This window comes from Bradyrhizobium sp. HKCCYLS3013 (genome assembly GCF_051167615.1).
Taxonomy (GTDB): Bacteria; Pseudomonadota; Alphaproteobacteria; order Rhizobiales; family Xanthobacteraceae; genus Bradyrhizobium.
On sequence record NZ_JBNPTK010000016.1, the window covers coordinates 146,446 to 158,296 of the forward strand.

At 67.5% G+C, this 11,851-nt stretch carries 13 protein-coding genes; 10 read left to right on the forward strand and 3 right to left on the reverse strand.

What is annotated here, in order from left to right; genetic code table 11:
* The first annotated feature begins 63 nt into the window (after positions 1-63).
* From ACQR1F_RS25600 to ACQR1F_RS25635, 8 genes are all read left to right on the forward strand, one after another.
* A complete protein-coding gene (locus tag ACQR1F_RS25600; RefSeq protein WP_316178317.1) occupies positions 64-846 on the forward strand; it encodes an IclR family transcriptional regulator in 783 nt (260 codons plus the stop codon).
* The gene (locus ACQR1F_RS25605; protein WP_434914075.1) at positions 846-1,721 is read left to right on the forward strand and encodes an ABC transporter permease; all 876 of its coding nucleotides are present in this window, start codon (positions 846-848) and stop codon (positions 1,719-1,721) included. Before ACQR1F_RS25600 ends, ACQR1F_RS25605 begins: the two co-directional genes overlap by 1 nt.
* A gap of 8 nt (positions 1,722-1,729) precedes the next feature.
* Positions 1,730-2,605 carry an ABC transporter permease gene (locus ACQR1F_RS25610; protein ID WP_315802275.1) on the forward strand — a complete coding sequence of 292 codons (876 nt, stop codon included), beginning with the start codon at positions 1,730-1,732 and terminating at the stop codon, positions 2,603-2,605.
* Positions 2,606-2,619: 14 nt separating this feature from the next.
* The gene (locus ACQR1F_RS25615; protein WP_316178311.1) at positions 2,620-3,684 is read left to right on the forward strand and encodes an ABC transporter substrate-binding protein; all 1,065 of its coding nucleotides are present in this window, start codon (positions 2,620-2,622) and stop codon (positions 3,682-3,684) included.
* Entirely contained in the window at positions 3,681-4,769 is a 1,089-nt protein-coding gene (locus ACQR1F_RS25620) for an ABC transporter ATP-binding protein (protein WP_316178309.1), read from the forward strand. Before ACQR1F_RS25615 ends, ACQR1F_RS25620 begins: the two co-directional genes overlap by 4 nt.
* Positions 4,770-4,833: 64 nt before the next feature.
* A complete protein-coding gene (locus tag ACQR1F_RS25625; protein WP_434914076.1) occupies positions 4,834-5,493 on the forward strand; it encodes an AroM family protein in 660 nt (219 codons plus the stop codon).
* Positions 5,490-6,590 carry a DUF917 domain-containing protein gene (locus tag ACQR1F_RS25630; protein WP_315802271.1) on the forward strand — a complete coding sequence of 367 codons (1,101 nt, stop codon included), beginning with the start codon at positions 5,490-5,492 and terminating at the stop codon, positions 6,588-6,590. The genes ACQR1F_RS25625 and ACQR1F_RS25630 overlap by 4 nt, the downstream gene beginning before the upstream one ends.
* 3 nt (positions 6,591-6,593) lie before the next feature.
* Positions 6,594-8,147: a hydantoinase/oxoprolinase N-terminal domain-containing protein gene (locus ACQR1F_RS25635; protein WP_434914077.1), complete on the forward strand. Its 1,554-nt coding sequence runs from the start codon at positions 6,594-6,596 to the stop codon at positions 8,145-8,147.
* A 10-nt stretch (positions 8,148-8,157) separates the two neighbouring features.
* Here ACQR1F_RS25635 and pncA read toward each other — a convergent pair whose 3' ends face one another.
* Positions 8,158-8,793 carry a bifunctional nicotinamidase/pyrazinamidase gene (gene pncA, locus ACQR1F_RS25640; RefSeq protein WP_434845626.1) on the reverse strand — a complete coding sequence of 212 codons (636 nt, stop codon included), beginning with the start codon at positions 8,791-8,793 and terminating at the stop codon, positions 8,158-8,160.
* Positions 8,794-8,963: 170 nt separating this feature from the next.
* Between pncA and ACQR1F_RS25645 the strand changes: the two genes are divergently transcribed.
* On the forward strand, positions 8,964-9,257 hold the full coding sequence (locus tag ACQR1F_RS25645; protein ID WP_434914078.1) for a hypothetical protein: 294 nt from the start codon (positions 8,964-8,966) through the stop codon (positions 9,255-9,257).
* 59 nt (positions 9,258-9,316) lie between these two features.
* Positions 9,317-9,517, forward strand: coding sequence for a hypothetical protein (locus ACQR1F_RS25650; protein ID WP_434845306.1), 201 nt, complete (start codon positions 9,317-9,319; stop codon positions 9,515-9,517).
* 2 nt (positions 9,518-9,519) lie between these two features.
* Here ACQR1F_RS25650 and ACQR1F_RS25655 read toward each other — a convergent pair whose 3' ends face one another.
* A complete protein-coding gene (locus ACQR1F_RS25655) occupies positions 9,520-9,735 on the reverse strand; it encodes a DUF3606 domain-containing protein (RefSeq protein WP_315802267.1) in 216 nt (71 codons plus the stop codon).
* Positions 9,736-9,811: 76 nt separating this feature from the next.
* The gene (amaB, locus tag ACQR1F_RS25660) at positions 9,812-11,362 is read right to left on the reverse strand and encodes an L-piperidine-6-carboxylate dehydrogenase (RefSeq protein ID WP_434914079.1); all 1,551 of its coding nucleotides are present in this window, start codon (positions 11,360-11,362) and stop codon (positions 9,812-9,814) included.
* Positions 11,363-11,851: the final 489 nt, after the last annotated feature.

Consider the following 11,851-nt stretch of genomic DNA (forward strand, 5'->3'; position numbering starts at 1 on the left):
AGTCGCCCTGCCGCTTCTAGAATTCGGGACTACGTTCCAAAAAATGGAACAAACGGTATCATCATGAGCGCCCTGACCAACGCCATCGACATCCTGCGCTGCTTCTCGACCGCGCGGCCCGACCTCTCCTTTGCCGACGTCCAGGTCCTGACCGGCAAGCCGAAGAGCTCGACCTCACGCCTGCTCCGCTCGCTGCGCGATTGCGGCCTGCTCGAGCAGGATCCGCACAGCCGCCGCTACCGGCCGGGCCTGCTCACCTTCGAGCTCGGGCGGCTGCACCGGGCCCATGACGACCTGATCGCCACCGCCGAGCGCGAGCTGCGTGATGTCTGCGCGCGCACCGGACACACCGGCTACATCGCCGTGCTCGACGGCTATCAGCAGGTGGTGCTGCGCATCGTGCCCGGCTCCAACCCGCTGCGCGTCGTCAACCCGCCGGGCCAGCGCACGCCGGCCATCATCACCTCGAACGGCCGCGCCATGCTGGCGCGTCTGTCGGACCAGGAGATCCGGGCGCGCGTGCCGCTCGACTATCCGAAGGTCCCGGCCAACTCGCCGCAGAACTTCACCGAGCTGATGGCGCGGCTGAACGAGATCCGCCGGACCGGCATCTCGGACGCCGCCGACGAGGCCATCGAGGGCGTCGGCTCGCAGGGCTTTGCGCTGGCGAGCGGCGAGAGCGGTGAGCTGATCGGCATCGCCGTCTCCTACTCGGTCCAGGCCACCACCGAGATCGAGCGCGCCAACGTCCGCCGCGAGCTCGGCGGCATGGCCGCGAAGCTGCGGCGCATGACCGGCGATCCGCTTGGCCAGACCATCGAGCAATTGGCCGGACTGGCCTCCTGATGACGAGCAGCAGCGCGCCGCGCGTCAACAGCCTGGCGCTGTTGATCCTGCCGAGCGCGCTGCTTTTTGCGCTGTTCTTCTTCCTGCCGATCGGATTGATGGCGGTGATGAGCGTCCTGACCGGCAACCCCGTGGTCATGCCGAACGTCGCCCTCACCGCCAGGCACTATGCCCGCATGGGCGATGACGGCTACTATCTCGAGGTGATCTGGACCACGATCCGGATCGGCCTCTGGACGACCCTGGCCGCGCTCATGATCGGCTATCCGCTCGCGCATTGGATGGCGCGGATCAAGAGCCGCACCGGCCACGCGCTGCTGCTGATGGCCGTGCTGGCGCCGATGCTGACCGGCATCGTGGTGCGTACCTTCGCCTGGATGACGCTGCTGTCCGACAAGGGTGTCATCAACCAGATCCTGACCTCGCTCGGGCTGGTCACCAGGCCGTTGCAACTGATGTACAATGAGACCGGCATCATCATCGGCCTCGTCCACATCTATGTGCCGTTCATGGTGCTGACGCTGACCGGCGTGATCGGCCGCATCGACGAACGGCTGGAGCAGGCGGCGGAGAATCTCGGCGCCAGCCCGTGGCGCGCTTTTCTCGAAGTCACCCTGCCGCTCAGCCTGCCCGGCATCCTCGCCGGGTCGCTGCTCGTGTTCGCGCTCGCGATCAGCGCCTATGTGACCCCGATCCTGCTCGGCGGCTTCCAGGTCATGACCTTGCCGATCCTGATCTACCAGCAGATCTCCGCCAACTTCAACGTCGGCTTCGCGGCTGCGCTCGGCATGGTGCTGCTCGTCGTTTCGCTCTCGCTCGTCATCGCGTATAATCACGTGCTCGGCCTCGTCTCGGGCCAGCGCGAGCTGCAATGAGGGCGCAGATGACGAGCCTTGCTCCAGGATCGCAGCCGCCGCTTGCTGCGCCGATCGATCTGGGGGCGGCACCTGCCCGTCGCAGCACGACGCCGCTCCGGTGGGGCCGCAGGCTCTATCTCGCCGCCAACAGCGCCATCCTCGCCTTCCTCCTGGCGCCGATCGCGATCGTGATCGTGTTCGCGCTGAATCCGACGCCCTTCATCCAGTTTCCACCGGTCGGCGTCTCCTTGCGCTGGTTCGAGAAATTCTTCGCCTCGCGCGACTTCATGCACGCGCTGCTCTTGAGCATCGAGGTCGCAGCGATGACCACGGTCGCGGCCACCGTGCTCGGCGCGTCGGCCGCGCTGGCGGTCGCGCGCGGCAACCTGCCGGGCTCTCGCCTGATCGTGGCGACCATGCTGTCGCCGCTGATGCTGCCCGCGATCCTGACCGGTCTTGCACTGTTCCAGTCCTATGTGCTGCTCGATGTCGGGCGCCCGTTGTGGGGCCTTGTCGCCGGCCATACGCTGGTGACGATTCCCTACGTGGTGCGCACCACCCTCGCCGTGTTGCATAATTTCGATGTCAGGCTGGAGGAAGCTGCGCAAAATCTTGGCGCCAGCCCCACCCGGACCTTCTTCGAGATCACGCTGCCGCTGGTGAAGCCCGGCGTTCTGGCAGGCGCGATCTTTGCTTTCATCGTCTCGTTCGACCAATTCCCGGTGTCTCTGTTTTTGGTCGCGCCGGGCAGCGAGACCTTGCCGATCACGCTGTTCAACTATCTGAAGTTCGATCTCGACGGCACCATCGGCGCGGCCTCGGTGGTCTCGATCCTGCTCGCCTTCATCGTCGTCATCGCGCTCGACCGCACCGTTGGCCTGCGCTCCTACGTCAAACTCTAAGGGAGATTCCGGACATGACCGACTCATCGCGTCGCTTCCCCATGAGCCGCCGGCGCCTGCTGACTTCGGCTGCTGCGCTTGGTGCAGGCGTCGTCGCGGCGCCTTACGTCGCGCGCGCCGAGGAGCCCGTGCTGAACATCACCGGCTGGGGCGGCAAATGGGGCGACGTCATGAAGGCCGAGATCGGCCCCGCCTTCGAAAGCGAGTTCAAGTGTAAGCTCAGGACCGACACTGCGCTGCCGTTCCTGCCGAAGCTGCAGGCGAGCTCGCGCTCCGCGCCGATCTACGACGTGCTGCACACCAACTCCAACGAGCAGTGGGCAGCCGTCGAGATGGGCCTCGTCGAGCCGAAGGTCGACCCCAAGCTGGTGCCGAACATGGCCGACGTCTACCCCTACGCGGTCAGCGACAAGATCGTCGGTGTCTGCATCTTCACCAGCGCCATTGGCTTGGGCATGCGCACCGACAAGGGCTACGCCAACGTCACGTCCTGGAAGGAGCTGTGGGACGCGAAGTACAACGGCGTGCGCGGCGGCTATGTGATCCCTGTCAACAGCCTGGGACAGGCTTTCCTGATGATGTGCGGCACTCTCTACGGAAAGGGGCAGACCGATCTCGACGCGGCCTATGCGGCGCTCGAGAAGCTGAAGCCGATCAAGCTCGTCGACTTCACCGGCGCGATGGAGAAGCTGTTCCTGTCCGGCGAGGTCGGCCTCGGCGTGATCCACGACTCCGGCATCTACCGCTATGACGGACAAAACCAGCCGATCGACTTCGTCACCCCGAGCGAGGGCGTGCTGTCGCTGGAGCAGGTGCTGAGCATCACACCCGGCAGCAAGATGAAGGAGCTCGCCAACGCCTATGTGAACTACATGCTGCGCCCCGAGGTCCAAAAGCGCCTCGCCGAGACCGTCTGGTACTCGCCGGCCAACAAGAAGGTGAAGCTCGACGCCAAGTACGACGCCAAGCTGCTGACCACTCCGGAAAAGGTCAGCAAGCTGATCCAGGTCGACTGGAAGTGGTACAACGCGCAGAAGGACGTGATCGACAGCCGGGTCAACCGGATCTTCCGCGCATGAGCGCAAGCATCGAGATCGCCAGCGTCAGCAAGGTCTATGACGGCGGCGTACGCGCCGTCGACGCGGTCGCCATGGACATCCGTCCGGGCGAGTTCTTCTCGCTGCTCGGCCCGTCCGGCTGCGGCAAGACCACCACGCTGCGCATGATCGCGGGCTTCGACAGCCCCAGCACCGGCGAGATCCGCGTCGACGGCGCCGACATCACCCATGTCCCCGCGCACAGGCGCGACATGGCGATGGTGTTCCAGAACTATGCGCTGTTTCCGCACCGGACGGTGGCGGAGAACGTCGCCTTCGGCCTGCGCATGCGCAAGACCGACAAGGCCACGATCGCGTCCAAGGTCACGGCCGCGCTGGCGATGGTCGAGCTGTCCGGCATGGAGGACCGCAGGCCGGCACAATTGTCGGGCGGCCAGCAGCAGCGCGTCGCGCTCGCCCGCGCCATCGTCATCTCGCCGCGCGTGCTGCTCTGTGACGAGCCGCTCGGCGCGCTCGACAAGAAGCTGCGCCAGCAGATGCAGTTCGAGCTCAAGCAACTGCAGAAGACTCTCGGCCTCACCCTCGTCTTCGTCACCCACGACCAGGAGGAGGCGCTGGCGATGTCCGACCGCATCGCGGTGATGAACGCCGGCCGCGTCGAGCAGATCGGCACACCGGTCGAGATCTACGACCAGCCGCGAACCCGCTTCGTCGCCGACTTCATCGGCGACACCAATATCTTCCGCGGCCAGCGCGTGACGCTGGACCACGGGACCGGAATCGCGGTCGGCAACGGCCTGGTGCTGGCCCTGCCGGATGTGTCCGCAACGGCCGGTGGCGAGGTTCTGTCGGTCGCCTTGCGGCCGGAGAAGATCATGGTGTCGCCAGCCGGCCCGGTCGATGCCGAGAGCAAGGGCACGTCCGCACGCGGTACGGTCGAGAGCACGAACTTCCTTGGCGGTGCCGTCCTCTACCGCATCGTCCTGGACGGTGGCGAGCGGGTGCTGGCTCAGCAGCCGAATTCAGGAGCCGGTCCACTCCACGCACCCGGCCAAGCCGTCGCGCTCGGCTGGCGGCCGACCGATCTCGTCATTCTCGAGGATTGATATTGTGAACGTCATACTCCCGTCCCCTTCCCTCGATGTGGCGGATCGCCCTTCGCAACGGCGCATGGGCGTCGTCGTCATCGGCCAGAGCCCGCGCCCCGCGATCGAAGCCGAGATCGCAGCCGTGCTGTCTCACGGCACGACCATCGAATTGCGCGGCGCGCTCGACGGCATGAGCCGCGGCGAGATCGATCGCATCCCGCCGGTCGACGGCGCCGATGCGCTGTTCACCTTGCTGCCCAACGGTGACAACGTGCGCATCAGCAAGAAGGCGGTCGAGGGCCGGGCCAATGCACAGCTCGCGAAATTTCGGCACGACGGCATCGACGTCGCGATGCTGGCCTGTACGGGCAAGTTTCCCAACCTCGCGCCAGAAGGGCTCGTGATCCTGCCCTCGGCAGTGCTGCACAAGATGGTGGAAGCCGTGCTGCCGAGGGGCCGGCTCGGCGTGTTCTCGCCGCTGGCCGAGCAGACCGCGCTGATCGCCGGCAAATGGCAGCGTGATCACGTCGAGGTGGTCGGCGTCACGCTGCAACCGGGCTCCGATGACGCAGCCGTCGACGCCGCGGCGCGCGCGATGGCGGCCAAGCAGCCCGACCTCGTCGTGCTCGACTGCATGAGCTACACCAGCGCCAACAAGGCCCGCGTCCGCCGCCATTATTCCGGGCCCGTGATCCTGTCGATCGCCGCAGCCGCCCGCATTGTCGAGGAACTGTTGTCGTGAGCGGGGTGGAATTGAAGACGATCGGCCTCGACGACATCGAGGCGCTCGCGGTCGGCGCCTGGATCCTCGGCACCGGCGGCGGCGGCAGTCCCTATCTCGGCCTGCTCAACCTGCGTCGGCTCTATGCCGAGGGACATCGCGTGCAGATGATGTCGCCGCTCGATCTTGCCGACGACGACTGGGTCGCCGTGGTCTCCAACATGGGCGCCCCCTTGGTCGGGCAGGAACGGCTCGCCGACAGCCGCAGCATTGCGCGTGCGGTGCGCATGCAGGAGGAGCTCAACGGCATCACATTTCGCGCCGTGATGTCGGTCGAGATCGGCGGCGGCAATGGCATGCAGGCGCTGATGGCGGCAGCACATCTGAACATCCCCGTAGTCGACGCCGACTGCATGGGCCGCGCCTTTCCCGAGGCGCAGATGACGTCGGTTGCGATCGGCGACCTCAAGCCGTATCCCTGCACGCTCTACGATCCGCGCGGCATCGAGGCCGTCGTGACCAAGGTGCCGAGCTGGAAGTGGATGGAGCGCGCCAGCCGCAAGATCTGCGTCGAGATGGGCTCGATCGCCTCGACCAGCAAGGCGCCGCGCACGGGCCGCGAGGTCAAGGACTGGGGCATCCATTTCACGACCACCAAGGCCATCACGATCGGCCGCGCGGTCGAGGCCGCCAACCGGAGCCACCAGGATCCGATCGCCGCGATCCTCGATTGCGAGGGTGGCCAGCGGCTGTTCAGCGGCAAGATCGTCGACGTCGAGCGCCGCACCACCGAAGGTTTCTTGCGCGGCTCTGCCGTCGTGGAGGGCAGCGACGATGACCGCGGCACGCGCCTGAAGCTGTCGTTCCAGAACGAGTGGATCGTGGCCTGGCGCGATGGCGAAGCCATCGCGATGTCGCCGGACCTGATCTGCGTGCTCGACAGCGTCAACGGCCACGGCATCGGCACGGAGACGGTGCGCTACGGCCAGCGCGTCACCGTGATCGCGCTGCCGGCGCCTGCCGTGCTGACGAGCCCGCGCGGACTCGAATTCGTCGGCCCCCGCGCCTTCGGTTACGACCTCGATTTCCGGTCGCTGTTTGCGCCCCCTGGAGCATAGTGAATGAAGCGGATTGGCATTGACGTCGGTGGCACCAACACCGACGCCGTCCTGATTGCCGACGACCAGGTCGTTCACTCCGTCAAGGCTGCGACCACCGCCGACGTGACCTCCGGCATCCTCGCGGCGCTGAAGGCGCTGCGAGAAAATCCCGCAGCGGCCGTACCGGTCGATGCGGTCGTGATCGGCACCACGCATTTCATCAATGCGGTGGTGCAGCGGCGGCACCTGCAGAAGATCGGCGCGATCCGCATCGGAATGCCGGCCTCCGCCTCGCTGCCGCCGTTCTGCGACTGGCCGGGCGACCTCGCCGCCCTGGTCAACGGCGAGACCTTCATGCTCGAAGGCGGCCATGACTATGACGGCCGCCCCTTCATGCCGCTCGACACCAACGGCCTGAGGGCCGCCGCGCGCGCGATCAAGGCCAAGGGCCTGCGCGCGGTTGCGGTCGCCTCGTCGTTCTCTCCGCTCGATCCGAGCTGCGAGAACACGGCGCGCGAGATCCTGGCCGAGATCTGCCCTGATGTGGCCGTCACGCTCTCGCACGACCTCGGCCGCATCGGACTGCTCGAGCGCGAGAACGCCGCCCTGCTCAACGCCGCGCTGCACGACCTCGCGGTCACGACGGTCGCCGCTTTCCGCAAGGCGATCGCGGAGTCCGGCATCGATGCGCCGCTGTTCCTGACGCAGAACGACGGCACCGTGATGCAGGCGGAGATCGCGACCGCCTTCCCGGTCATGAGCTTCGCCTCCGGCGCCACCAACTCCATGCGGGGTGCCGCGTATCTGTCCGGCCTCGACGACGCCATGGTCGTCGACGTCGGCGGCACCACCAGCGACATCGGCCAGCTGCGCCACGGTTTTCCGCGCGAGGCCAACGCCGTCGTCGAGGTCGGCGGCGTCCGCACGCTGTTCCGCATGCCCGATCTGCTCTCGATCGGGCTCGGCGGCGGCAGCCACATCACGCAGGATCCGGTCCGTGTCGGCCCGCTCAGCGTCGGATACCGGCTGACATCCGACGCGCTGGTGTTCGGCGGCGACCAGCTCACCGCGACCGACATCGCGGTCGCAGCGGGGCTGATCGACATCGGCGACAGATCGCGCGTCGCGCATCTGCCGAAAAGCCTGATCGACGCCGCGCTCGCCGACGCCCACCGCAAGCTCGAAGGCGACATCGACCGCATGAAGACCGAGGCGGGCGACGTGCCGCTGCTCGCGGTCGGCGGCGGCGCCTTCCTGGTGCCGGAGCGCCTCGCCGGCATCTCCACCATCGTCTGCGTCGACCATGGCGACTGCGCCAATGCGGTCGGCGCCGCCATCGCCCAGGTCTCCGGCGAGGCCGACCAGGTCTTCCGCGACATGACCCGCGACGAGGCCATCGCGGCGGCGCGGGCCATCGCCGAGGTGCGCGCCGTGCAGGCCGGCGCCGACCGCGACACGCTCAAGACGGTCGATGTCGAGGACATGCCGATCGCCTACCTCCCCGGCAACGCGCTCCGCGTCCGCGTCCGCGTCGCCGGCGCCATCGCCGAGCCGACCATCGGCGCGGCGGCGTAGTCCACGATCATCACGCCAGCTCGGCGATCCGCTCGACCCCGGCCTCCGCGCCCTGCGCCTTGGCCGCCGCCATCGAGCCGCCGAGGTCGATGCCCCGGCAGGCGTTGTCGACGACGATGGCCGCAAAGCCGAGCCGCCGCGCATCGACCGCCGAATAATGCACGCAGAAATCGGTGGCGAGACCGACCAGGAAAACCCGCTTCAGGCCGCGCTCGCGCAGGTATCCGGCGAGGCCCGTGGGCGTGGTCTTATCGTTCTCGAAGAACGCCGAGTAGGAATCGATCGCGGCGCGAAAGCCCTTGCGGATGATGAGCTGCGCCTTGTCGGTCGCAAGATCGGCATGGAAGGCGGCGCCCGGCGTGCCCTGGATGCAGTGGTCCGGCCACAGGGTCTGCGGCCCGTAGGGCATCGTGACGCTTTCGAACGGCGCCTTGCCCGGGTGGCTCGAGGCGAACGAGCTGTGTCCCGCCGGGTGCCAGTCCTGGGTCAGGACGACGTGATCGAACATCCCGCTCAGCCGGTTGATCACCGGCACCACGGCATCGCCGTCGGCCACGGCGAGCGCACCGCCGGGACAAAAATCGTTCTGCACATCGATGATGAGCAGCAAATCCTCGTTGGCCCTGATCTGCATTCCTGCCTGCATCCGTTTCACGCGAACTCCATCAAGGATGGCCCCGGGCCGCGGCGATCTCAAGCCGGGCCGCCGAATAATCCGCGGCCAGCCAGTCCCTCCATTTTGGAATCCCTGCTCTGCAGGCCGGGCCTGGAAACGCCCGCCGATTCATGGATTCTCCCGGCGGGAGAGAATGGCCGATGCCGACTGCTGTCACACACCATTCCGCGAGCCAGCGTCTCGAGCGCTGGGCGGTCGCCACCCTGCGCGAGGCCGGCGCGATCGTCGAATGCGAACGGCACGGCTGGATGCGCGAACGCGGCGACCCGGAAGCGCTGGCGCGGGCGCTTTGCGTCGCACGCGACGATCCACCACCCGGGCTGTGCAGTTCGGACGCGCTCGCAGCCATCGGTGAGGTCCTGGCTGCGACCGGCGACACCTGCCCTGATTGTTCACGGCACGGAGAGCCGGAAGATCCGCCGCGATTCAAATAAGTGATTCCGCGGCTACCCCAAGATGCCCTAGCCTGAGGCCTCCACCGGGAGACGCCATCATGCAGAAGCATCCGGTCCCATGGCTGCTGCGCAAGCCGTGCCCGACCTGCGGTCGCGCGCTCGCGGTGCGCGAGGGCAAGGGCGAACGTCGCCAGCTTGTTTGTCCAACCTGCGACGGGCCCGATCCGCTGCACTCGCCCAAGGCGCTCGGCTGGGCGAGGGGATCGCTTCGGCCGCCGCAGCGGCCGAAGCAGCATTGACGTCACTTGCGCGTCAGCTTGCGCTCGACCTTGTTGCGGCTGTTGCCGACCTTCTTGACCGCCTTCTTCACCGCGGACGCCGAGCGGCCGCTCTTCTTGGCTTCGTAGCGGACTTCGTAGTCCTGTCCGCCCGCGACGCGGGCGCGATCCTGCTTGCGTCCGCGCCCGGATGTTGCGGTAGCTGACTTCGCGGTGGATGTCTTCTTCTTCACTGCCATGGTGCATCTCCTTGTCAGCGCGCAACGCACGACACATCGAAGCGGTTCCGCCGATGAGGAAGACCCATCACGTCGATCAGCCGAGGTCGAACCTGACGCCCTGCGCCAGCGGCAGGCTGCGGCCGTAGTTCACGGTGTTGGTGGCCCGGCGCATATAGGCCTTCCATGAATCCGAGCCGGACTCGCGGCCGCCGCCGGTCTCCTTCTCACCGCCGAACGCGCCGCCGATCTCGGCGCCCGAGGGGCCAATATTGACGTTGGCGATGCCGCAATCGGAGCCGCGCGACGACACGAACAGTTCGGCCTCGCGCAGATCATTGGTGAAGATCGACGACGACAACCCCTGCGGCACCGCATTGTGCAGCTCGATCGCGGCATCGAGATCGCGATACGGCATCACGTAGAGAATCGGCGCAAACGTCTCGCGCTCGACCGGGCCGCATTGTGCGTCGATCTCGACCAGCGCCGGCCGCACGTAATAGGCCTCCGCGCAGCCGCTGACCGCGACGCGCTCGCCGCCGAACACACGGCCGCCGTGATCCCGCGCGGCGCTCAGCGCATCCTGCATGGCGTCATAGGCGCCGCGGTCGATCAGCGGTCCGATCAGGGTGCCCTGCTCCAGCGGATTGCCGATCGCCACCGAGGCATAGGCCTGCTTCAGCCGCGGCACGAGCTGGGCGTAGACGTCGGCATGCACGAACAGGCGGCGCAGGCTGGTGCAGCGCTGGCCCGCGGTGCCCATCGCCGCGAACGCCACCGCGCGCAAGGTGAGATCGAGGTCGGCGGTGGGCGTGACGATCGCGGCATTGTTGCCGCCGAGCTCGAGGATGGCGCGGGCAAAGCGGCCGGCAAGGCAGGCGCCGACGACGCGCCCCATGGCCGTCGATCCTGTCGCCGACACCAGCGGCACCCTGGCATCGTCGACCAGCATCTCGCCCACCGCGCGGCCGCCGAGCAGCAGGCCGGCGAGCCCCTCCGGGGCCTCGCCGCCCTCGCGGCGATAACGCTGCAGCGCGCGCGCCAGCAGCGCGTCGGTCGCAAGCGCGGTCAGCGGCGTCTTCTCCGACGGCTTCCAGACGACGCTGTTGCCGCACACCAGCGCAACCGCCGCATTCCAGGCCCACACCGCCACCGGAAAGTTGAACGCCGAGATCACGCCGGTGACCCCCAGGGGATGCCAGGTCTCCATCATCCGGTGCTCGGCGCGCTCGGTGGCGATGGTCAGGCCATAGAGCTGGCGCGACAGGCCGACGGCGAAGTCGCAGATGTCGATCATCTCCTGGACCTCGCCGAGCCCCTCGGAGACGATCTTGCCGGCCTCGATCGAGACCAGGCGGCCGAGCGCGGCCTTGTGGGCGCGCAGCTCCTCGCCGAACAGCCGCACCAGTTCGCCGCGCTTCGGCGCCGGCTTGAGTCGCCACTGCAGGAACGCGGCATGCGCGCGTGCGATCACCGCCGTCGCATCCGCTCTGCTGTCGTCATGCACATGGGCCAGCACCTCGCCGGTCACGGGCGAACGGGCGGCGCGCGTCCCGCCGCGCAGCCGCTCCGGCGCAACGCCGAGCGAGGTCAGGATCTCGGCCGTTTCCGCAACGAGTGTCAGGGGCGATGCTTGGCTGGGCGACATATGCAACTCCGGATTGTCCCTTGCGCCGGTGCACGCGAGACGTCATGAATGGTCCATCGTAAACGCCCCCGTGTAGATCAAATCCGGCTGCGGCGCGAGCACCCGCGCGCTGGGCAAACCGCCACTGGAGCCGATCGCCTATCCGCTCCCGCGAGTCGTTATCTCTCACGCTCGTTGCCCGCGTCGCGCCCTCCGGATGGGCCATGAGTCGCGCATCGGTGCGATCCCGCGACGCGGCGCGCCCGGGCTGATGGGATCGACGAACCCTCGCGAAACACGAGGGCGCAGGGAATGCCGGGAGCTGGCCGCCCCCATGGCCCGCCTGCGAAAAAAATGCAGGCGGCAGGAACCACAGGTTCAGCCGAGACATCCCGGCATTCCCCGCGCGATGGTCTTCACGCTTATATCGTGATCTTGTGTGTTCGAAACCTGCCAGAATGTGCGAACGGGCGGTTCTGACCAACCGCCCGTCGCTGGATCTGAGCCCGA

What these genes read in the sequence shown, in the direction of transcription:
- ACQR1F_RS25610 (WP_315802275.1), top strand. Translation starts at nt 1,730, where the DNA reads ATGACGAGCCTTGCTCCAGGATCGCAGCCGCCGCTTGCTGCGCCGATC.
- ACQR1F_RS25655 (WP_315802267.1), bottom strand. Translation starts at nt 9,735, where the DNA reads ATGGCAGTGAAGAAGAAGACATCCACCGCGAAGTCAGCTACCGCAACA.
- ACQR1F_RS25600 (WP_316178317.1), top strand. Translation starts at nt 64, where the DNA reads ATGAGCGCCCTGACCAACGCCATCGACATCCTGCGCTGCTTCTCGACC.
- ACQR1F_RS25620 (WP_316178309.1), top strand. Translation starts at nt 3,681, where the DNA reads ATGAGCGCAAGCATCGAGATCGCCAGCGTCAGCAAGGTCTATGACGGC.
- ACQR1F_RS25625 (WP_434914076.1), top strand. Translation starts at nt 4,834, where the DNA reads ATGGGCGTCGTCGTCATCGGCCAGAGCCCGCGCCCCGCGATCGAAGCC.
- ACQR1F_RS25645 (WP_434914078.1), top strand. Translation starts at nt 8,964, where the DNA reads ATGCCGACTGCTGTCACACACCATTCCGCGAGCCAGCGTCTCGAGCGC.
- ACQR1F_RS25650 (WP_434845306.1), top strand. Translation starts at nt 9,317, where the DNA reads ATGCAGAAGCATCCGGTCCCATGGCTGCTGCGCAAGCCGTGCCCGACC.
- ACQR1F_RS25615 (WP_316178311.1), top strand. Translation starts at nt 2,620, where the DNA reads ATGACCGACTCATCGCGTCGCTTCCCCATGAGCCGCCGGCGCCTGCTG.
- ACQR1F_RS25605 (WP_434914075.1), top strand. Translation starts at nt 846, where the DNA reads ATGACGAGCAGCAGCGCGCCGCGCGTCAACAGCCTGGCGCTGTTGATC.
- amaB (WP_434914079.1), bottom strand. Translation starts at nt 11,362, where the DNA reads ATGTCGCCCAGCCAAGCATCGCCCCTGACACTCGTTGCGGAAACGGCC.
- ACQR1F_RS25635 (WP_434914077.1), top strand. Translation starts at nt 6,594, where the DNA reads ATGAAGCGGATTGGCATTGACGTCGGTGGCACCAACACCGACGCCGTC.
- pncA (WP_434845626.1), bottom strand. Translation starts at nt 8,793, where the DNA reads ATGCAGGCAGGAATGCAGATCAGGGCCAACGAGGATTTGCTGCTCATC.